This window comes from Flavobacterium adiutor (genome assembly GCF_048282555.1).
Taxonomy (GTDB): Bacteria; Bacteroidota; Bacteroidia; order Flavobacteriales; family Flavobacteriaceae; genus Flavobacterium.
On record NZ_CP182487.1, the window covers coordinates 3,005,599 to 3,027,156 of the forward strand.

General features: G+C 32.3%; 22 protein-coding genes and 1 pseudogene. 17 read left to right on the forward strand and 6 right to left on the reverse strand.

From position 1 onward, the window contains the following. Window positions 1–258: 258 nt before the first annotated feature. The 3 genes from ACNC7R_RS12550 to ACNC7R_RS12560 all read left to right on the forward strand — a co-directional run bounded on the left by ACNC7R_RS12550 (window position 259) and on the right by ACNC7R_RS12560 (window position 4,926). On the forward strand, window positions 259–2,805 hold the full coding sequence (locus tag ACNC7R_RS12550) for an ATP-dependent Clp protease ATP-binding subunit (protein ID WP_417941424.1): 2,547 nt from the start codon (window positions 259–261) through the stop codon (window positions 2,803–2,805). 141 nt (window positions 2,806–2,946) lie between these two features. Beyond that, window positions 2,947–4,317 carry a 30S ribosomal protein S6--L-glutamate ligase gene (gene rimK / locus ACNC7R_RS12555; RefSeq protein WP_025572944.1) on the forward strand — a complete coding sequence of 457 codons (1,371 nt, stop codon included), beginning with the start codon at window positions 2,947–2,949 and terminating at the stop codon, window positions 4,315–4,317. Between the two features lie 93 nt (window positions 4,318–4,410). Next, window positions 4,411–4,926 (forward strand): DUF421 domain-containing protein, encoded by a 516-nt coding sequence (locus tag ACNC7R_RS12560; protein WP_417941425.1) that lies wholly within the window; start codon window positions 4,411–4,413, stop codon window positions 4,924–4,926. Between the two features lie 78 nt (window positions 4,927–5,004). On the opposite strand, the gene ACNC7R_RS12565 is transcribed toward ACNC7R_RS12560, so the two are convergent. Together ACNC7R_RS12565 and ACNC7R_RS12570 are read right to left on the reverse strand one after the other, a co-directional pair. Continuing rightward, on the reverse strand, window positions 5,005–5,454 hold the full coding sequence (locus tag ACNC7R_RS12565) for a hypothetical protein (protein WP_417941426.1): 450 nt from the start codon (window positions 5,452–5,454) through the stop codon (window positions 5,005–5,007). A 225-nt stretch (window positions 5,455–5,679) separates the two neighbouring features. Beyond that, on the reverse strand, window positions 5,680–7,029 hold the full coding sequence (locus ACNC7R_RS12570) for a DEAD/DEAH box helicase (protein ID WP_417941427.1): 1,350 nt from the start codon (window positions 7,027–7,029) through the stop codon (window positions 5,680–5,682). 64 nt (window positions 7,030–7,093) lie between these two features. Between ACNC7R_RS12570 and ACNC7R_RS12575 the strand changes: the two genes are divergently transcribed. Beyond that, window positions 7,094–7,312, forward strand: coding sequence for a hypothetical protein (locus tag ACNC7R_RS12575; protein WP_417941428.1), 219 nt, complete (start codon window positions 7,094–7,096; stop codon window positions 7,310–7,312). A gap of 200 nt (window positions 7,313–7,512) precedes the next feature. On the opposite strand, the pseudogene ACNC7R_RS12580 reads toward ACNC7R_RS12575, so the two are convergent. Next, window positions 7,513–7,680: pseudogene (locus ACNC7R_RS12580) on the reverse strand (helix-turn-helix domain-containing protein); the annotation flags it as partial. A 227-nt stretch (window positions 7,681–7,907) separates the two neighbouring features. Between ACNC7R_RS12580 and ACNC7R_RS12585 the strand changes: the two are divergent. Next, window positions 7,908–8,255, forward strand: coding sequence for a cyclic-phosphate processing receiver domain-containing protein (locus ACNC7R_RS12585; protein ID WP_417941429.1), 348 nt, complete (start codon window positions 7,908–7,910; stop codon window positions 8,253–8,255). 8 nt (window positions 8,256–8,263) lie between these two features. Next, window positions 8,264–8,860, forward strand: a complete 597-nt coding sequence (locus tag ACNC7R_RS12590; RefSeq protein WP_417941430.1) for a hypothetical protein — start codon at window positions 8,264–8,266, stop codon at window positions 8,858–8,860. A 219-nt stretch (window positions 8,861–9,079) separates the two neighbouring features. Here the strand turns inward: ACNC7R_RS12590 and ACNC7R_RS12595 are convergent, their stop codons facing one another. Further along, window positions 9,080–9,703, reverse strand: coding sequence for an NUDIX hydrolase (locus ACNC7R_RS12595; RefSeq protein WP_417941431.1), 624 nt, complete (start codon window positions 9,701–9,703; stop codon window positions 9,080–9,082). A gap of 7 nt (window positions 9,704–9,710) precedes the next feature. Between ACNC7R_RS12595 and pyrE the strand changes: the two genes are divergently transcribed. Together pyrE and ACNC7R_RS12605 are read left to right on the forward strand one after the other, a co-directional pair. Next, the gene (pyrE, locus tag ACNC7R_RS12600) at window positions 9,711–10,355 is read left to right on the forward strand and encodes an orotate phosphoribosyltransferase (protein WP_417941432.1); all 645 of its coding nucleotides are present in this window, start codon (window positions 9,711–9,713) and stop codon (window positions 10,353–10,355) included. A gap of 57 nt (window positions 10,356–10,412) precedes the next feature. Beyond that, the gene (locus ACNC7R_RS12605; RefSeq protein ID WP_417941433.1) at window positions 10,413–10,805 is read left to right on the forward strand and encodes an SRPBCC family protein; all 393 of its coding nucleotides are present in this window, start codon (window positions 10,413–10,415) and stop codon (window positions 10,803–10,805) included. Between the two features lie 112 nt (window positions 10,806–10,917). Here the strand turns inward: ACNC7R_RS12605 and ACNC7R_RS12610 are convergent, their stop codons facing one another. Next, entirely contained in the window at window positions 10,918–11,646 is a 729-nt protein-coding gene (locus ACNC7R_RS12610) for a biotin--[acetyl-CoA-carboxylase] ligase (protein ID WP_417941434.1), read from the reverse strand. A gap of 92 nt (window positions 11,647–11,738) precedes the next feature. On the opposite strand from ACNC7R_RS12610, the gene rsfS reads away from it, so the two are divergent. The 7 genes from rsfS to ACNC7R_RS12645 all read left to right on the forward strand — a co-directional run bounded on the left by rsfS (window position 11,739) and on the right by ACNC7R_RS12645 (window position 17,372). Beyond that, window positions 11,739–12,110, forward strand: a complete 372-nt coding sequence (gene rsfS / locus ACNC7R_RS12615) for a ribosome silencing factor (RefSeq protein ID WP_110306154.1) — start codon at window positions 11,739–11,741, stop codon at window positions 12,108–12,110. 18 nt (window positions 12,111–12,128) lie between these two features. Next, window positions 12,129–14,054, forward strand: a complete 1,926-nt coding sequence (gene ftsH / locus ACNC7R_RS12620) for an ATP-dependent zinc metalloprotease FtsH (protein ID WP_417941435.1) — start codon at window positions 12,129–12,131, stop codon at window positions 14,052–14,054. Window positions 14,055–14,169: 115 nt separating this feature from the next. Next, window positions 14,170–14,775: a lactate utilization protein B/C gene (locus ACNC7R_RS12625; protein ID WP_417941436.1), complete on the forward strand. Its 606-nt coding sequence runs from the start codon at window positions 14,170–14,172 to the stop codon at window positions 14,773–14,775. A 1-nt stretch (window position 14,776) separates the two neighbouring features. Then, window positions 14,777–15,667, forward strand: a complete 891-nt coding sequence (locus tag ACNC7R_RS12630) for a phosphatidate cytidylyltransferase (RefSeq protein WP_417941437.1) — start codon at window positions 14,777–14,779, stop codon at window positions 15,665–15,667. Next, window positions 15,657–16,310 carry a phosphatidylserine decarboxylase family protein gene (locus ACNC7R_RS12635; RefSeq protein ID WP_417941438.1) on the forward strand — a complete coding sequence of 218 codons (654 nt, stop codon included), beginning with the start codon at window positions 15,657–15,659 and terminating at the stop codon, window positions 16,308–16,310. Before ACNC7R_RS12630 ends, ACNC7R_RS12635 begins: the two co-directional genes overlap by 11 nt. Next, window positions 16,310–16,585, forward strand: coding sequence for an acyl-CoA-binding protein (locus ACNC7R_RS12640; RefSeq protein WP_417941439.1), 276 nt, complete (start codon window positions 16,310–16,312; stop codon window positions 16,583–16,585). The genes ACNC7R_RS12635 and ACNC7R_RS12640 overlap by 1 nt, the downstream gene beginning before the upstream one ends. 7 nt (window positions 16,586–16,592) lie before the next feature. After that, entirely contained in the window at window positions 16,593–17,372 is a 780-nt protein-coding gene (locus ACNC7R_RS12645; protein ID WP_417941440.1) for a superoxide dismutase, read from the forward strand. A gap of 80 nt (window positions 17,373–17,452) precedes the next feature. Here the strand turns inward: ACNC7R_RS12645 and glmM are convergent, their stop codons facing one another. Beyond that, a complete protein-coding gene (gene glmM / locus ACNC7R_RS12650) occupies window positions 17,453–18,841 on the reverse strand; it encodes a phosphoglucosamine mutase (RefSeq protein WP_417941441.1) in 1,389 nt (462 codons plus the stop codon). Window positions 18,842–19,048: 207 nt separating this feature from the next. Between glmM and ACNC7R_RS12655 the strand changes: the two genes are divergently transcribed. Together ACNC7R_RS12655 and ACNC7R_RS12660 are read left to right on the forward strand one after the other, a co-directional pair. Further along, entirely contained in the window at window positions 19,049–19,633 is a 585-nt protein-coding gene (locus tag ACNC7R_RS12655) for an ACP phosphodiesterase (RefSeq protein ID WP_417941442.1), read from the forward strand. Window positions 19,634–19,709: 76 nt separating this feature from the next. Then, window positions 19,710–21,494: a chloride channel protein gene (locus ACNC7R_RS12660; RefSeq protein WP_417941443.1), complete on the forward strand. Its 1,785-nt coding sequence runs from the start codon at window positions 19,710–19,712 to the stop codon at window positions 21,492–21,494. Window positions 21,495–21,558: the final 64 nt, after the last annotated feature.

Genomic DNA, 21,558 nt, shown 5'->3' on the forward strand with positions numbered 1-21,558 from the left:
AAATTGTTATATTAAATAATTATATTAATTTTCAAAGCGTGCCAAGATACGTTTTTTTGAATTTTTTTCAGCTATTTCCTTACAGATATTTCAATGATTTATTAACAACTTTTTTTTACCTTTTAGTTAATAAATTAAGCCTTTTTTAACTGTTTTATTACTTTTTTTTTTGTCAATTAGCTGACAGGTGTTTCTGAAAGGTATGGTTTTTGTTTTTCAATCACTAATTCATTAAATTTACAATACCAATTATATATTATGGATGATAATTTTTCACCAAGAGTAAAAGATGTTATTACATACAGTAAAGAGGAAGCTCTTCGCTTAGGGCACGACTTTATTGGTACTGAACATCTAATGCTGGGCATTTTAAGAGATGGTAACGGAAAAGCTATTCATATACTTAATAACCTGGCAGTCGATTTAGATCATTTACGCAGGAAGGTAGAAATACTAAGTCCGGCCAACCACAGCGTTGAAATAAACACCGAAAAGAAAAACCTTCATCTTACCCGACAGGCCGAAAGGGCACTGAAGACTACTTTTCTTGAAGCTAAAGTATTTCAAAGTTCGTCAATCAGTACGGCACACCTGCTTTTATGCATCTTGCGAAACGAAAACGATCCAACAACCAAGCTATTGAATAAACTCAAAATAGATTATGATATAGCTAAAGAACAATACTTAAATATGACGCCAAACGAAGAAGAATTCTTAGAAAACTTGCCAAAAAACGAATCATATAACGATGATTCAGGACAAGATGACAGTTTAAAAGAAAGTAGTTTTAATAATCCAGCCAATAAGTCAAACAAAAAATCGAAAACTCCAGTATTAGATAATTTTGGGAGAGATTTAACAGAGATGGCTGAAGAAGGAAAACTTGATCCTGTTGTAGGACGCGAAAAAGAAATTGAGCGTGTTTCTCAAATCCTAAGCCGAAGAAAAAAGAACAACCCACTTCTTATTGGAGAGCCAGGAGTTGGTAAATCTGCCATTGCAGAAGGACTAGCCTTACGAATTATCCAAAAGAAAGTATCCCGTATTCTTTTTCACAAACGTGTGGTTACTCTTGATTTGGCCAGTTTAGTAGCCGGAACAAAATACAGAGGACAATTTGAAGAAAGAATGAAAGCCGTAATGAACGAGCTTGAAAAAAACGACGATATCATTCTTTTTATTGATGAAATACACACTATTGTAGGTGCTGGCGGAGCAACAGGTTCTCTTGATGCTTCAAACATGTTTAAGCCTGCATTGGCAAGAGGCGAAATACAATGTATTGGCGCTACTACTCTTGATGAGTACAGACAATATATTGAGAAAGATGGTGCTCTTGAAAGACGTTTCCAAAAGGTTATTGTAGAACCAACTTCTGTTGAAGAAACAATTGCTATTTTGAACAACGTAAAAGACAAATACGAAGATCACCATAATGTAATATACACGCCAGAAGCAATTGAAGCCTGTGTAAAATTAACAAACAGATATATGTCTGAGCGTTTTTTACCAGACAAAGCTATCGATGCTCTGGATGAGGCCGGATCTCGTGTACATATCACTAATATTGACGTTCCAAAACAAATTTTGGATTTAGAGCGTCAGTTAGAAGAAATTCGCGAAAATAAAAACATGGTTGTTAAAAAACAAAAATATGAAGAAGCTGCCAAACTTCGCGATGATGAGAAACGTATCGAGAAAGATTTAGCACTTGCTCAGGAACAATGGGAAGAAGATTCTAAAAGCAACCGAATTGAAGTTACTGAAGATAATGTAGCTGATGTTGTTTCTATGATGACCGGAATTCCTGTAAACAGAATTGCACAGACAGAAAGTAACAAACTGGCTAAGCTACCAGAATTGATTCAAAATAAAGTAATCGGACAAAACGATGCTGTTTTAAAGATTGCACGTTCTATTCAGCGTAACAGAGCCGGACTTAAAGATCCGAACAAACCAATTGGCTCGTTCATTTTCTTAGGTCAGACCGGAGTTGGTAAAACACAATTGGCAAAAGTTTTAGCAAAAGAATTATTCGATTCTGAAGATGCCTTGGTTCGTATCGACATGAGCGAATACATGGAGAAATTTGCTATCTCGCGTTTAGTTGGAGCACCTCCGGGATATGTTGGTTATGAAGAAGGTGGACAGTTAACTGAAAAAGTTCGCAGAAAACCTTATTGTGTAGTACTTTTAGATGAGATTGAAAAAGCACATCCCGATGTATTCAATATGATGCTTCAGGTTTTAGATGATGGTTATCTGACGGACAGTTTAGGCCGTAAAATCGATTTTAAAAACACAATCATTATCATGACTTCGAATGTTGGTGCTCGTCAGTTAAAAGATTTTGGACAAGGCGTAGGATTTGGAACCGCTGCTAAAGTGGCTCAGGCTGATGAAAATTCAAAAAGCATTATTGAAAATGCATTGAAAAAAACCTTTGCTCCTGAATTCTTAAACCGAATAGATGATGTAATTGTGTTTAATGCATTAGAAAAAGCTGATATTGATTTGATTATAGAAATTGAACTTAAAAAACTTTACAGCCGTATTGCGGAATTAGGCTACAATTTAAGCCTTACCGATAAAGCAAAAGGATTTATTGCAGAAAAAGGTTTTGACAGACAATTTGGAGCCAGACCTCTCAAAAGAGCTATCCAAAAATATGTTGAAGATTTGTTAGCCGAAGAAATCATCACTTCAAAAATACATTCAGGTGATGAAATTGTAATGGATTTAAAAGATAATTCCGAAGAACTTTCTGTAGAAATACATAAAGCAGAAGAGCCGACCAATCAATAAATTAGTTCAAATTTATAACACAAATAACACACCCGTTACGTTTTCATAACATAACGGGTATTTTTTTTTGATAAATCACTATCTTTAATAAAAGCAAATAGCTATTTTTGGTTATTAAATATCTACAATAAAAAACAATATATGCTTCAAAACAAAGTCATTTTAGGCAGTGAAGAATGGTGCGCATTTCCTGAACTGGGAATCCCTACAATAAAGGCTCGTGTGGATTCAGGTGCAAAAACTTCGGCAATGCATGCCATAAACATAGCTCCCTTTATAAAAAATGATGCCAATTGGGTAAAATTCGACATTAATCCAATTCAGAATAACATAAAAACTGTAATTCATTGCGAAGCTCCTTTGATTGATAAAAGAATTGTAAAAAGTTCAAGCGGTTTCAGGGAACATCGATATGTAATCCAGACAAGCATTAAGTTAGGCGAAATCAAATGGCCAATTGAAATGACATTGACAAACAGGGATTCTATGGGTTTCCGAATGCTTTTAGGTCGTGAAGCAATGAGCGGACGCGTATTAGTAGATCCTGAAGAAAAATACATGTTAGGACAGCCTTCTACTGAAACACTAAAAGAACTTTACCAAAATTCTGAAAAAGCGAGTTCCGGTTTACGAATTGGGCTTTTAGCCAGCAATCCCGAATTATACAGCAATAAAAGAATAATGGAAGCCGGAGAAATGCGCGGTCATGAAATGCATTTTTTAAACATTAAAGAATGCTACATGAAACTGGACGCTAAAACTCCCGAAATACACTATCGTGGCGGAAAAATACTAAACCAGTTTGACGCAATTATTCCAAGAATACGACCAAGTATTACTTTTTATGGATGTGCTTTAACCCGCCAATTCGAAGCCTTAAAAGTATTTGTTCTAAATTCAGCTACAGCCATAACACAGTCACGAGATAAATTATACTCACTGCAACTGCTTTTAAATAGCGGTATTGATATTCCAACAACTGGCTTTGCAAATTCTCCCTTAGACACTGATAATTTAATAAAAATGGTTGGAGGATCTCCTTTAATTGTAAAATTACTAGAAGGAACTCAGGGAAAAGGGGTTGTTCTGGCTGAAACTAAAAAAGCAGCAGAAAGTGTTATCAATGCATTTAAGAGTCTAAACGCAAATATTTTAGTACAGGAATTTATTAAAGAAGCTAACGGAAAAGACATTCGCTGTTTTGTCATCGATGGTAAGGTGGTTGCTGCTATCCAGCGTGAAGCAATGCCAGGGGAATTTAGAGCTAATATTCACCTTGGCGGAACTGCATCTGTAATAAAAGTAACTTCCGAAGAAAAAAAGATTGCCATTAAAGCAGCAAAAGCAATGGATTTAAAAGTGGCTGGCGTTGATATTATCCGTTCATCTAAAGGGCCTTTGTTACTTGAAGTGAATTCCTCTCCAGGCCTTGAAGGAATTGAAGGTGCAACTAATAAAGATGTTGCCGGAGAAATGATCAAAGCAATTGAAAAGAATTTTAAATTAATTTAAAAACATTAACTTAATTTCCAGCATAGATCTTTATCAGCTTTGTCAAGAATGAAACTTTGACAAAGCTTTTTTATTAACATTAAAATAAAAAATATGCTTTTTCCTTATTTAGATATTATTTTAAGAAGTGCTGCAGTTTATTTCTTTATAACAATCGCTATACGAATATTCGGCAAAAAAGAGCTATCTCAATTAAACACTGCTGACATTATCCTTATTTTACTGATTAGTAATTCCGTTCAAAATGCAATGGTTGGTTCTGACACCAGTCTTTGGGGAGGTTTGGTGGCTGCTTTGGCATTGTTTATAATTAACTTCATAATTAAAAAATTAACGCACAAATACAAGCTTATTAACGATTTGCTGCTAGATAAGCCTGAAATATTGATTCATAATGGAAAACTTGATTTAAAAACTTTAAGTAAATTAGATATTTCCAACGATGAATTAAAAGAAGCAATGCGAGAACATGGCTTAGAACACTTTACAGACGTCAAACTTTGCATGCTTGAAATTGACGGTACAATTAGTATGATTTCTGAAGACAAAAAACACCTGAAACAAACTCATTATAAACGAAAACATAATCATAAGAATTTCAGGAAATAACACCTGGTTATTTTTAGAAAGCAAAAAGAGAGGCTGTCCATTCAGACAACCTCTCTTTTAGACATATGTTAAAGTAAATTATTTTTGAAATAATTTATTGATCTGATCTTTTACAAAAGGCTCAGAAACATTGCTTGAACCTGAAGAAGCATCTTTACTTGAAACCATAAATTGAACTGTTGCTTTCTCAGGAAGAGCATGTCCTGTATAATGTAACCAAATATAGTTATTAGGAAGCTCTAATTTAATATCATATAAAGGAGTCGCATTAAAACCATTCATAATGATACTGTAAAGACTTGCATAGTCGTTATTTACATTTTTAAAAGAGAATTTTCTTAAACTTGAAGAATCGTCATCATCGCTCACAATACTAGTATAATAAACAGTATATTCATCTCCAATTTTTTGAATGTAGTTGTTGTTTACTTTTCCTAATTTTTCAACAGGTACAGTTTCAAGTACTTTAATCTGTGCAAATGATACAAAACTAAAAAGTAAAACGGCAAGGGTAATAATCTTTTTCATAATGAATTTGGGGTTAATTTTTATACTATTAATAATCGCCGAAATTATGAAAAATTACTTCTAAAACTACGCTTTGAATAAGATTAAATTGTGAATTTTATATATTTTTTCACAAACCACAAATAAAAAAAAATTAATCTTTTGAAAATCAATAAATTAAATAGATTTTAAATTAAACATTTAGAACAATTTTTTTAAATTTAAGTTCAAAAATATATAACCTTTTTATCTGCCTTCTTCTTTTTTTACAACTTTTCTCGCAACCTCAATTTTAAATTTCTTTCCTTTCATCTTCTCATCTTTTATATTTTTAAGTAAATCATTCACTTTATTATATTTTACAGCTGCAAACGAAACAAAATCTTTTACTTCAATTAAACCTAAATCGTCTTTTTCGAGTTTTCCTTTTTGAGAAAAAAATCCAACGATATCAATTTTATTCAGTTTTGTTTTTTTTCCACCGCTTATATAAATGGTTTGAAACTCCGGTGGTTTCGGTAAAGTAGTTATATCACCTACCTTTAACACTTCCATTTCATAATCAATATAATCTAATCGTTTTTCACTTTCGTGGATGATAATATAAGCTGTACCCGAAGCCTCCATACGTGCCGTACGACCATTCCTGTGTGTAAATTCATCTTCTTTTAAGGGCAAATGATAATGAATTACGTGTTTCATTTCAGGAATATCTAAACCACGGGCTGCCAGATCAGTTGTAATTAAGTAACTCATACTTCCATTTCTAAACTGAATCAAGGCACGCTCACGCTCCTCCTGATCCATCCCACCGTGGTAGTAAACCGAATAGATTCCTTTCTCATTTAAGGTGTCGCTAATCCGTTCAGCCGCTTCACGATGGTTACAAAAAATAATAGCGGATTGTGATTTCAAAGAACAAATCAAATTAAATAGACTTCCTAATTTATCTTTGGCTGGCGAAACCACCATTTTCATCGAAAGATTCGCTTTTTCTTCTTCTTCCGGAATGAAATCCAAAACGGTGGGATCAACTACTCTTGTATACTTTGGAATCTCAATATCTGAAGTAGCGGAAACTAAAACACGTTTGTTCAGTTTCGTAAGTTTTCCAATTATATATGACATTTGCTCATGAAATCCCAATTGAAGTGACTTATCAAATTCATCTAAAATTAAAGTCTGAATTTTATCTGTCCTAAAAGTTTCTCTGTCAATGTGATCTGCAATTCTGCCAGGAGTTCCAATTAAAACAGCTGGTGGATTACTTAAATTCTTGATTTCAGTATCGATTGAATGTCCGCCATAGCAAATATTTACTTTGTATTGCGTTCCCATTTTTTTCCAAACTTGTTCAATTTGCAAACCCAATTCGCGCGAAGGAACTAAAATTAAACATTGAACCGAAAGAATTTCGGGTTGCAATAGCTCTAAAATCGGTAATAAAAAAGCTAATGTTTTTCCTGAACCGGTTGGAGAAAGCAATAAAACATTGTTTTCGTTTAAAATAGCATCCTGCGCTGCTTCTTGCATTTCGTTTAGGCTTTTGATCCCTAAGTTCGAAAGTATATTATTGGAATGGTGATTTTTATTCATTTTGCAAAGGTAGGGAAAATTTGTTTCAGGTTTTTTTTGTTTGATTTTTCAGGTTTCAATACTTATGATTTCAACCTTAAATACACATTATTCAGCTTATATTTTTCAAGATACTACAGGACGGATTCTAAAAGAAAATACAGTTCTAAAATCGGAATTAGAAGCTAAACAGACTGATACTAATTTTGCTAAAAATCCGAAAGCAAAATTGGATTGGATTTCTAATTATTCTTTTTATTATGAAAAGACGCAATTGCAGTATCTATCGAGTTTTGTAAGTTAATAAATTATTAACAACATAATACTTAATCAATAACTTAAATGAATGGTATTATTGTTTTTTTATTTTTTATTTAGAGTTGAACTTCATCTAATTTCAATACTAAAAACAAATATGAAAAATTAAAGATTTATATTTTGGTTACAATGGTGCAGAAAATTATAAAAGACCTGAAAATAGAGATTTATTTGAATTACTTAAATACTTACTAACAAAGCTTTTGCAAAAGCTTTAAGTTTTTCATCACCTATTGTTTCACTATTTTCTAAAGCAGATATAGCTTGTTAGTTTATTCCTAAAGTTTCTGTCAAAGCTTCTTGATTCATGCCTCTAAGTTCACGAATTCGGCTTATTTTTCGTTCTATATGGATTTAGTTTTGTTAGTGCACTAATCATTTAAAGATAAGTGTAATAATAATAAAAAGAAATCTGTAAAAAACATTTTTTATAAATGCAATATAATCAAAATAATTAGAATCATTTATTCTATTTTACTTATTGCTGCTCTGACAAAAGTACGATTTTGAGATATAAAATAATCAGTATGAAAAATATTGATTTCTATTTTTATATTTGAGTCTTCTTAAACCGCAAAACTATGTGTTACAAACTTTTTCTAGACGATTTACGAGATGTCAAAATGGTTTACAAAGATCTGACAGATGACGATTTTGTAATCGTTAGAAATTTTCATGATTTTAAAAAAGTAATTCTCGAAAAAGGGCTTCCCGAATTTATAAGTTTTGATAATGATTTAGGGCTTGATGAAAACGATCTCATTGCCAAAGATGGTTATGCTTGTGCGAAATGGCTGGTTTACGATTCCGGGATAGACTTAAGAGACTTAAACTTTTACGTACATTCTGCAAATCCTGTGGCAAGTCAGCAAATACAAAGTCTACTCGATAATTATACTAAACATTTGAAGAATCATAAATCTTGGTAAAAAACAGCATGAAAAATCTTTTTTTAATTCTCTTATTAGCATCATCAAACCTATTCTTCGGGCAAAAAGTAATTTCAGGCGAATACGAAATGGACTTGAAACTTTCGTATGACGCCTCTAAAAATATGCTGACGGGTTATTTTGAAAGTTATACAGGCTGGGATGAACAAACACGGAATTCTCAATTCACTTGTATTTTTTATATCGAAGGAAAAGTAACAGGAAATAAATTCAACGTTAAAACCTATTATCCCGAAGACAAAAAAGAAGATTTGATTTTAGGAACAGTTGAAATTGTAAACAACAGAACCATCAAAATAAAACTGCCGGAAGAACATGGCGGTTGTTGGAACGTAATGCATTTTGTAGAGAATCCGAAGTTTGATTTAGAAAAGAAACACAATTGGATTCAGATTCGATATGTAGATAAAGCAAAAGCTTATTTTTATAAGAATAAATCAGACCAAAATCCGTCAAAAATATATCTTGTAAAAGGCGATGCGGTCTGCATTGATAAAATTGAAAACGGAAAAGCTTTTTGTACATATTTTGGAAAAAAGACTTCAAAAGGATGGATTAATTTAGCGGAGCTGAATAAGATTTAAGATGCTGAGGCTCAAAGATTATTTTACGATATGGTTTCGTTTTTAACATGGGGGATAGTAGTAAGCTACCTAAATAGCACGTGTAGCCCGACAGCATTTAGCAAAAGACCCAATGAAAGCAAAGTTGACTGGCTCTTTTGTTAAATGGTGGCACGTCCAAAATAATTAAATTTCTTTTAAAACCTAAATTCCAATTTAAAAAAACTTAAAATTTGGTAATTAATTGGAGTCTGGAATTTTAAATCTTGGTTTTTCCTTCTCTTCAAACAATAATTTAATATTTTCGTAAGAGTTTTTAAGTACTTCTTTGATTTGTTCGGGGTTTAGCCAGGCAACTTTTTCGATGCCCTCTTCTAGTTGTCCTTGAGGTGTTCCTTCAAAATCAGAGAACATCTCAAACCAATGTGTGATTTTTAATTTATATTTACCGTTACGCTTAAAAACGTGATAGGTTTTTTGGAGTTTATTTGTAATCCGCAGTTTCCCAACACCGGTTTCTTCCTCGACTTCGCGCATAGCGGTTTGTTCAATCTCCTCTCCTTTTTCTGTCCCGCCTTTTGGCAAGTCCCATTTTCCGTTTCTAAAAATAAACAAAACTTCACCTTTTTTATTGTAGACCAAACCTCCTCCGGCTTTATTTACGGGTATTTTAGCTTTTAGCGTCTTCATTATTTCCTTCTCATCGGGATGGTATAAATAGGCCTTTTGAATTTTATTTTGAAATATTTTCACAATAAGCTGTTCTATATCAATGCTTTCCAATAGAAACAATTGAAAATTAGTCTCTTTTGAGATTTCATTTGTCAAAAAAAGTGGTTTGTCGTTCACAAAAACTTTATACATTTGTACTATGATTTTTAATAAAGATACCGCCGAAAAAACAGCAGAATTGCTTTTGCAAATAAATGCAATTAAATTGAATCCAGAAAATCCTTTTACATGGGCTTCCGGATGGAAATCACCTATTTATTGTGATAACAGATTAATTCTTTCATTTCCAATTATCCGAAATTACATTCGTGATGAATTTTCGAAAAACATAGAAAAACAATTTGGCAAACCAGATGTCATTGCAGGAGTCGCTACAGGAGCCATTGGAATTGGAATTCTTGTTGCAGAAAGTCTGGGATTACCATTTGTATATGTGCGCCCTGAACCAAAAAAACATGGAAGACAAAATCAGGTTGAAGGTTTTTTACAAAAAGGTCAGAACGTTGTTGTTGTTGAAGATCTGATCAGCACAGGGAACAGCAGTCTTATGGCTGTAGAAGCTTTACGTAACGAAGGTGCAAATATCAAAGGAATGGCAGCAATTTTTACTTATGGTTTTAGTGTTGCTGAAGAAAATTTCAAAAATGCAAATATTAATTTATTTACATTAAGCAATTATGACAACTTATTAAGTTTAGCTGTCCAGAAACAATATATTAATGAAGATCAGCAAACAACTTTACAAGACTGGAGTGTTAGTCCCTCAACATGGAGACAGGAATAAACCCCTTAATCACCCTTTTACGAATTTACAAGAAAATAATAAAAAACAACAAAACAGATGAACTTAGAAAGTCCAAAAGTTACAGTTCAGAAATCAGCTCAGGAATTATTTGGTTTACTGTCTGATGTAAAGAATTTTGAAAAATTAATGCCGGATAACATAGCTAAATTTGAAGTAACCGGTGAAGATGCTTTTATTTTTGGACTAAAAGGGATGCCGGAAATAAAACTTAAAATGAAAGAAAAAACAGCCCCCAATAATATTATTTTGGGTGCCGCAAGTGATAAACTTCCTTTTACATTAGTTTCAAAAATTGATAGTATTTCCGATTCTGAAAGTGCTGTTCAGTTATTTTTTGAAGGTGAATTTAATGCTATGATGGCAATGATGGTTAAAGGTCCAATCAGTAAATTTATTGAAACTTTAGCCAACAACATGAACAAACTTTAACAATCGAATTATAAAATTGTAAGTCTAAACAAAAGTCTAGTCTACCGATTTGGACTTTTGTTTATACTAAATTTACACCACGTTTCTAAGTAAGTAACAGATAAAAATACGACTAATAAAGCATTTGAATCTCCTTTATTTCAAATTCAGCAATAGAATCATCTTCAAGTAAAACCTGAAGCTTTCCGATTGGTGAAACACCCTGAATAATTCCCATGAAATTTTTATTCTGAATATTCTTAAATGCCATTGGTACTCCTTTTCGAAATAAGGAATTGAAATATTCTTCCTGATACAAAGCAGAATTATTTTCCCATAATTCTATTTTTTGTTTGATTCTCTCAATAATTAAAAAAGGCAGGATGTCCTTATTAAACTCCCTGTTACAAATTAATTTTAATGAAGACGCATGTGGTAAATCTTCAAAATTTGTCTGATTAACATTTAATCCAAAACCCACTACTGACAAGATTCTGCCATCGCTTTTTAGGGTATTTTCAATAAGTATGCCACCTATTTTCTTGTTATATGACATAATGTCGTTAGGCCATTTAATACTTAAATCAGGAATATCTATTTTTTTTAATGCTTCAATTATACTTAATGAAACTATTAAATTCATATCAAAAACTTTTTCAATATTATATAAAAAATCTTTCACCAAAACACTCATAATTAAGTTTTTACCAAGTTCAGACACCCATTTGGCTCCCCTCTGACCTTTGCCTTTTGTCTGATTTTCAGCAGTTACCACTGTAAAATTTTCTATTTCATCCTGACAGGATAATGCCTTAAGAAAGTCATTTGTTGAATCTATGGCATCGAGTTTGATTAGTTTCATTAAAGTAATTTTAATAACTTAATTTAATATTTTGTTAAGGTTCAAAAATAATGACAAATTTTGGTAACTTTACAAATTCATATATATAATTCATGGCGAAAAAGACTATTAATAACGATGTTCTATTAGCGAACATAATCAAAGGAATTGAAGAAGTAAAAGGAAATGATATCGATATTCTTGACTTAAGAGAAATAGAAACGGCAGTTTGTGACTATTTCGTAATTTGTAACGGAAGCTCAAACACACAGGTCAATGCCATTGTAAACTCAATTCAGAAAACAGTATCAAAAGATTTAAAAGACAAACCATGGCACGTAGAAGGAACCGATAATGCAGAATGGGTTCTGATGGATTATGTACACATTGTGGTACATGTTTTTCAAAAACATATTCGTGAATACTATAATATCGAAAGCCTTTGGGGTGACGCCAAAATAACTACAATCGAAAACAAATACTAAAAGAAACTTTCTCTAATAATGGCTAAAGATAATAATCCAAATCCGAGTAAATTCAAAATAAGCCCATGGCTAATATACGCCGCAATACTTTTAGTTTTTTTATTTATAAGTTTTGCTACAGGGGGTTCTAATCTGAGTGAACCAGCTCAGTTAAAGTCGTCTGACATTGATAGTATGCTAGCTAAAGGACAAATTAAAAATGTTATTATATTTAATAATAAAGATGCTGAAATTTATCTTTCTGATGCAGCATTAAAAGATCCTACAAATAAAAAAGTAGCCAAAGATATGTTTGACAGACCTAACAAAGGTCCTCATTATACTACTAAATTTGGTGATTTAAAATCCTTTCAGGAAAAACTAGACAAAGCTAAGGCTGAAAAAAAACTAGTTGATTACGACTTTAAAGAAGCAAGCAACTGGAGCGATATTTTAGTTAGCTTATTACCTATCATCATCATCATTGGTGTATGGATTTTTATAATGCGTAAAATGTCTGGCGGAGGAGCTGGCGGGGGTGGACAAATTTTCAATATTGGAAAATCTAAGGCTAAACTTTTTGATGAAAAAACAGATATCAAAACTACTTTTAAAGATGTTGCTGGCTTAGAAGGCGCTAAAGAAGAGATTCAGGAAATTGTTGAATTTCTTAAAAACCCTGAAAAGTACACCAATCTTGGAGGTAAAATACCGAAAGGGGCTTTACTCGTAGGCCCTCCGGGAACTGGTAAAACCCTATTAGCAAAAGCTGTTGCCGGTGAAGCTCAGGTACCGTTTTTCTCTTTATCAGGTTCTGATTTCGTAGAAATGTTCGTAGGAGTTGGTGCTTCACGTGTACGTGACTTATTCAAACAAGCTAAAGAAAAATCTCCTGCTATAATTTTCATTGACGAAATTGATGCTGTTGGTAGAGCGAGAGGAAAAAGCAACATGTCGGGTGGAAATGATGAAAGAGAAAACACGCTGAACCAATTATTGACAGAAATGGACGGTTTTGGAACCAATTCAAACGTAATTGTTTTAGCCGCAACCAACAGAGCAGATGTTTTAGATAAAGCCTTAATGCGTGCGGGACGTTTTGACAGACAAATTTTTGTTGATTTACCGGATATTCGCGAGAGAGCTGAAATTTTCCAGGTACACTTAAAACCTATTAAAAAAGTTGAAGGTCTTGATTTGGATTTTCTTGCAAAACAAACACCAGGTTTCTCCGGTGCTGACATTGCAAATGTTTGTAATGAAGCTGCCTTAATTGCTGCCCGTAACAACAAAGCTGCAGTTGACAGACAGGATTTCCTTGATGCTGTTGACAGAATCATTGGAGGTCTTGAAAAGAAAAACAAAATCATTACTCCAGAAGAAAAAAGAGCAATTGCAATTCACGAAGCTGGTCACGCCACTGTGAGTTGGATGTTAGAGCATGCTGCACCACTTATCAAAGTAACCATTGTTCCTCGTGGACAAAGTTTAGGTGCTGCCTGGTATCTTCCAGAAGAAAGACAAATCGTGAGAACAGATCAAATGTTAGACGAAATGTGTGCCACGATGGGAGGAAGAGCTGCTGAAAAAGTAACTTTTGACAAAATTTCGACTGGAGCATTAAGTGATTTGGAGAAAGTAACTCGACAGGCTCGTGCTATGGTAACGATTTATGGTTTAAATGATAAAATTGGAAACGTTACCTATTATGATTCAACAGGACAAAGTGAATACAATTTTTCCAAACCATACTCTGATGAAACTGCAAAAATTATTGATGCTGAAATTTCAGAATTAATTGAAGGGCAATACCAAAGAGCTATTCAAATTCTTGAAGAAAATAAAGATAAATTAAATCAGCTTGCCAATATCTTAATCGAAAAAGAAGTAATCTTTAAAGATGATCTTGAGACAATTTTCGGAAAACGTACCTGGGATAAAAATTTAGAAGAAGTCGTTTCGTAAATTATTCAATACATAAAGTAATATTTTTTAAAATCTTAATTCAAAACACCCTTTTGAATTAAGATTTTTTTATCTTTGAACGTTTTCAATTAACATGTAAAGCATTTCATATAAAATGAGTTTTTTCAAAAAAATATTTGGTTCTTCCCATACTTCATCTGATGAAGAAAATGAAAGTGAGTATGGAAATAACCCTGCTCCAAACAGTCATTTATCAATAGATGAACAATTCATTTTTAATTTCAAAAAGAATGGAGGAAAATTTTTGTATTGCGAAAACAAACAGGAAGTAGAAGAACAATTTGAAAATATTTTAGAAGAAAATGATTGGTTCGAAAATGAGGTTTTATGTTATGAACCTGCTCTTTTTCATTTATTAGAAGAAAATAAATTACTCTACATTTCTCCTAAAAATCCAAAATTCTTATTGGCTTCCTGTGAAAATCTTATTGCTGATGAAGGTTCAATTTTATTTTCGTCAAAACAAATAAGGCAAGACAAGCCAAATGAGTTGCCAGCCAATATTGTTATCATAGCAACGACAAGCCAAATACTACCCATGAAAAGTGATGGTTTGAGTGCTATAAAAAGAAAATACGAACGAGATTACCCAACGAATATTACCACAATAAAATATTTCGAAAAAGCAAAAGAAGAAGATTTTACTCAATACGGAAGTGTTGCCAAAAATTTATACTTATTGCTCTTAGAGGACCTTTAAGATGAATGAAACACTCAAGAGAACCATTTCTGGTGCTGTTTATATTGCTTTACTACTAACTTCTATTTTGTTTTCTACAGAAAGCTTTATTATTCTATTTGGCATTTTTCTACTTATTACTGTTTATGAATTTAGCAACTTAGTCAACCTCAATAAAGTTTTTTCGCTTCTTTTCAGTGTTTTATTATACTCCAGTATTATACTATTGAGTCACTACAATAAACAAACTGCTTTATTTTTAGAAGATTCATTTCATTTAAAATTAAATTTAAACATCAATACTCAACAATTGGATTTAATACTTCTGGCTGTTACTATTGTCATCTCTGTAAAATGTATTTTATTTTTATTTTACGACAATGTGCAAAAAGTAAGTACTTCATCTAAATATTTGTACCTGCTTGGATACATCACTTTACCATTTATTTTTGTCATTAAAATTTCTTTTGGAACAAATGATTATAATCCAAAAATTATTATCGGATTATTTATTTTAATTTGGACAAATGATACTTTTGCTTATTTGGTTGGAAAATCCATTGGAAAGCATAAATTATTTGAGCGTATTTCGCCTAAAAAAACTATAGAAGGTTTTCTTGGTGGAGTTATTTTTGCGGCTTTTGCAGGTTTTTTGATTTCAAAATTATATATCCAGCCCAACCCTGACTTTAGTAGCAAATCTATTTTGATTTGGACGATTATTGCTTTAATTGCCAGTATTTTTGGTACAATTGGTGATTTGATAGAATCTAAATTTAAAAGAATAGCAGCTGTAAAAGACAGTGGTGCCATAATGCCTGGACATGGGGGTATTTTAGATCGATTAGATAGTGTTATATTTGTAGCACCAGTTATATTTTTATTTTATCAAATTTTATATTATGTTTCATAAAGAAGGAGGTCCGTCCATTTTATTGGGTGTAGTTTTTACTGTTATTGTGGTTTTATTAGCTGACCAGTTTATAGATATTTACTGGCTACAGAAATTAGTGCAAATTTTTGCTTTAACAGTTTTAATTATAATTCTGCAATTTTTCAGAAACCCAAAAAGAATTGCAGTTCGAAACAGCAATCATATTCTTGCTCCGGTAGATGGAAAAGTTGTAGTCATTGAAGAAGTTTATGAAGGTGAATTCTTTAAAGATAAACGTTTACAGGTTTCTATTTTTATGTCACCTATTAATGTACATGTAACCCGTTATGCAATGGACGGAATTATAAAATTCAGTAAATATCATCCTGGAAAATTTTTAGTTGCCTGGCATCCAAAAGCAAGTGAGGAAAATGAGAGAACAACTGTTGTAATAGAAAACGACACATTTGGACAAATACTTTACAGACAAATTGCCGGCGCATTAGCACGGAGAATTGTAAATTATGCTAAAGAAGGAACACAGGTCGTTCAGGGTACTGATGCAGGCTTTATTAAATTTGGTTCAAGAGTAGATTTATTTTTACCTTTAGGTACTCCAATTGATGTAGTTTTAGGTCAAAAAGCAATTGGAGGTAAAACAATCATCGCTACAAAAGCTTAATGAGTAAAAAAGATTTAGATATTCGTTTTACAGAGGCTGTAGAAATTGCCATGAAAATGACGCAGGCCTCTCTTCCACAAGATGTGCAGTTAAGGCTTTATGCATATTACAAACAAGCTACACTTGGAACTGCTGTTGCTGTTTACAATCAATCTGAAAATTTTGGTTTGCGTGATGCGTTCAAAACAAATGCATGGATGCAAATTAGTCATATATCTATTGAAGAAGCAAAAGAGAATTATATTGAAATAATCAATTCGTTAACATCAAAATAATTAAATTATGAAGAAAAACATAATCTGTTTTACTTTCACAACTTCATTACTGATATTATTTTCCTGTAATGATAATAAGCTAACTGAAGTTGTTGAAGTTCCTTTACCAACAAAGGAAGAAAAAATTATAATTGGAACTCCTGCAGATGTAAAAGCTGATGAAGGTTCTTTTGCTTTAACAAAATTACCTTTTGGCTATGATGCTTTAGCTCCCGCAATAAGATCTCTGACTTTGGAAACCCATTATTCTAAACATTATTTATCCTATACTAACAATTTAAATAAAGAAATTGCTACAACAGAATTTGAAAATGCACCTATAGAAGATATCCTAAAAAAAATGGATATGAATAATGCTAAACTTCGTCAAAATGCAGGTGGTTATTATAATCATACTCTTTATTTTGATATTCTGACTCCAAAAGAACAAACCCCAAAAGATACTTTGGCTAGTTCAATCAATAAAGAATTTGGATCATTTAATAACCTTACCACTCAATTTAAAAATGAAGCTACTAAACAATTTGGTTCAGGATGGGTATGGCTGGTCGTTGACAAGGCGGGGAAATTACAAATTACAACTACCGAAAATCAGGATAATCCTTTAATGAAAAATGCCCTGATTCCGGGCACACCTATTATGGGAATTGACTTATGGGAACATGCATACTATCTTGATTATCAAAACAGAAAAGGAAGTTATATTGACGCTTTTTACAAATTAATTAATTGGGAAAAAGTAAACGAAAATTACAAAACAGCTTTAAGCAAGATTAAAAAGTATTAAAAAAAATTGCTTTAATAAAAAAAAGTTTGATGTTTATTTCATCAAACTTTTTTTGTTTTATCAATGATCTCAATTAATTATTAAATACCAGCAATGGCTTTTATTTCATCAATTATTCTAAGTGCCAAAACGTCGGCTTTTTCCTGACTAGAAGCCTCTGTATAAATACGAATTATAGGCTCTGTATTTGATTTTCTTAAATGAACCCATTCTGCCGCAAAATCAATTTTCACTCCGTCAATAGTTGAAATATCTTCGTTTTTATATTTATCAGTCATAGCAACTAAAATTGCATCAACATCGATTTGAGGCGTCAGTTCAATTTTATTTTTGCTCATATAATATTCCGGATATGAAGCACGTAAGGCAGAAACTGACATTTTTTTGTTTGCCAGATGTGTTAAAAATAAAGCTACTCCAACCAAACTGTCTCTTCCATAATGTGACTCAGGATAAATAATTCCACCATTACCTTCTCCTCCTATTATGGCATTATTTTTTTTCATTAATTCCACTACATTAACCTCACCAACCGCACTAGCTTCATAATTGCCATTATGTGCTTTCGTTATATCGCGCAAAGCACGAGATGACGACATATTTGAAACTGTATTTCCAGGAGTTTTGCTTAAAACATAATCTGCACAAGCTACTAAAGTATATTCTTCTCCAAACATTTCTCCATCTTCACTAATAAAAGCTAATCTGTCAACATCCGGATCTACTACAATTCCTAAATGAGCATTTTCCTTTACAACTAATTCAGAAATATCAGTCAAATGCTCTTTCAAAGGTTCAGGATTATGAGGAAAATGTCCGTTTGGTTCGCAATATAATTTTACAACTTCAACGCCCATTAATTCCAGTAATTTTGGAATAATAATTCCACCTGAAGAATTTACTCCATCAACAACAACTTTAAATTTTGCCTCTTTTACTGCCTGGATGTCCACTAAAGGCAAGTTTAAAACTTCATCGATGTGAATATCCATATATGCATCATTTACGATAATTTCCCCTAAATTATCCACATCTGAAAAATCAAAAGCTTCGGCATCAGCTATTTCAAGGATTTTTGCCCCTTCAGCACCACTTAAAAACTCTCCTTTTTCATTCAGCAATTTTAATGCATTCCATTGTTTAGGATTATGTGAAGCTGTTAGAATAATTCCACCATCCGCTTTTTCCAATGGTACAGCGATTTCTACCGTTGGTGTTGTCGAAAGTCCAAGGTCAATTACATTAATTCCCAGACCTATCAGTGTATTTACAACAAGATTATGAATCATTGGACCTGAAATTCTGGCATCACGCCCAATTACAACAGTCAGTCTTTCTTTTGAAGTGTTATTTTTCAGAAAAGTACCGTATGCCGATGCAAATTTTACAGCATCAACTGGAGTCAGGTTATCTCCTACTCTGCCACCGATTGTTCCTCTTATTCCTGAAATCGATTTTATTAAAGTCATTTTTGTGAATTATGGTTATTTATTTACAAATATAAAAAAGTTGCCGGGTTACTGAGATGTTCAAACACTAACATTTTAAAATAATCGTTAAGTATTAGAAGAGCTACTACTATTTTTTTAACAAAAATGATTTAAAAAGTTTTTTATACATTTACATTAAGGATCTGGTTTCTAAAATCCCTTCAATTAAAAATACCATAAAAACAAATGAATTTTCTTGCCCACATATACCTTTCAGGTGAAAACGATTTAATCAAAATTGGCAATTTTATGGCTGATGGTATTCGTGGAAAACAATTTGAACATTTTCCTGATGATGTACAAAAAGGAATTATTTTACATCGTTTTATTGATACATATACTGATTCACATGATGTTTTCAGGCGAAGCACTAAGCGACTACATGAAAAATACCATCATTACGCAGGAGTAATTGTTGATATCATTTATGATCATTTTTTGGCTAAGAACTGGACAAAATATTCAGACGAAAAATTAGACGATTTTATCAATCGCTTTTACACTTCATTACATGATAATTATGCTATACTAACTGAAAAAACTCAAGACCTAATGCCTTATATGATTGAAAGAAACTGGCTTTTGAGTTATCGTACTGTTGAAGGAATTCATCAAATTTTGACACAAATGGACCGAAGGTCTAAAAACATATCCAAAATGCAGTTTGCCAGCGAAGAATTAAAACAATATTATACCGATTTCGAAGAAGAATTCACCACTTTTTTTAAAGACATTCAATACCAGTCAAAACAAAAATTACTTTCCTTATAAGATTTACACTCAAATTTACACGAATTTAAATACATAAGAGTTAAATTTGTAATCCCTTTAATTTTTCAGAAACAGAATGCTTAAAAAATATTTTAAAAAATTAGAAAGTATTATTGCTTTAGCACAGTCATTAATGACGCCAAAGCAGTTTATTTTTTTATCAAGTGTATTGATTGGCATCTCATGTTCCTTAGCTGTAATTGTATTAAAAACGTTTGCCCACAACGTATTTTCTTTTGCTACTTATATTAGCGGAATTTTAAAATGGAGTTTCATCTCGGGTATTTTACCTATTATTGGTATTTTGCTTACTGTTTTTGTTGTAAACAGAATATTAAACGGAAGTATTGAAAAAGGAACTTCCCAAATTTTGTATGCAGTTGCAAAAAAAGCCGGTATCATTCCGAAAAAACAAATGTATGCTCAGATTATAACGAGTTCCTTAACTGTAGGTTTAGGAGGTTCAGCAGGTCTTGAAAGTCCTATTGTGATTACCGGTGCAGCATTCGGATCAAACTTTGCACAAAATTATAAATTAGCATACAAAGACAGAACGCTTCTTATTGGCTGTGGAGTTGCGGCAGGAATTTCAGCAGCTTTTAACGCCCCTATTGCAGGAGTTCTTTTTGCCATAGAAGTTTTATTAGTAGATGTAAGCATTTCCGCCTTTACTCCTATTATGATTTCGGCAGCTACAGGAGCTTTAGTATCTGCTATTGTATTAGATGAATCCATCCTTTTATCCTTCAAAAAACAGGAAGCTTTTGATTATCATAACATTCCTTTTTATGTGCTTTTAGGAATATTAACCGGATTTATGGCGGTTTATTACTCTCGAAATTTTCAAAAGGTTGAGCATTATTTTTCAAAATTAAAAATGAATGCTTACAAAAAGGCATTATTTGGATCATCAATTCTGGCATTACTTATTTTTGTTTTTCCGACTCTTTTTGGAGAAGGTTACGAAAGCATCAGAACTTTATCTGAAACGGATCCAGGAAAACTGTTAGAGAATACCTTGTTTGCAGGTTTCAGAAATAATCAATGGATTTTACTGCTTTTTGTTGGATCTACAATGATGATCAAAGTCTTTGCTTCCGGACTTACCATTGGAAGCGGTGGTAACGGAGGTAACTTTGCCCCATCCTTATTTTTAGGCTCTTATCTCGGTTATTTCTTTTCAAAATTCATATCTATGATTGGTTTATCAAAATTACCAATTACCAATTTTACGATGGTAGGAATGGCAGGTATTTTGAGCGGATTATTCCATGCACCGTTAACCTCTATATTCTTAATAGCTGAGATAACCGGCGGCTACAGCTTAATGATTCCGTTAATGATTGTATCTTCTATAAGTTTTGCCATTTCGAAACGTTTTGAAAAATATTCCCTTGATGTAAAGAATCTTGCTAAAAAAGGACATGCATTTACCAGCAATAAGGATTCCAACATTTTATCAACCCTGGATATAAATTCTATCATTCAAACCGATTATCTTACCGTTCATCCAGAAGAAAATTTAAATAAATTAGTAGATCTTATTTCCCATTCCAATCAGGTTGTTTTTGCTGTTGTTACTAATGAAAAAGACCTTGTTGGTATTGTACACTTTAATGATATCAGAGAAATTATTTTTAACTCATACCGCGTAAAATATACTTTCATTAAAGATGTAATGAAAATGCCACCGGCAACGATTTCTTCTTATGACAGCATGGAAATTGTAATGACAAAATTTGAAAAGTCCAAATCAGCATTTCTTCCCGTTATTCGAAATGATAAATATTACGGCTTTATTTCTAAATCTATAGCGCTTGAAGCTTATAGAATGAAACTGCGTTCTATGACTATTGAATAAAGTTTCAGAGTTTTTAATTAATAGATATATTCATACAGAATATATGTTATATTTGGTTAACCTA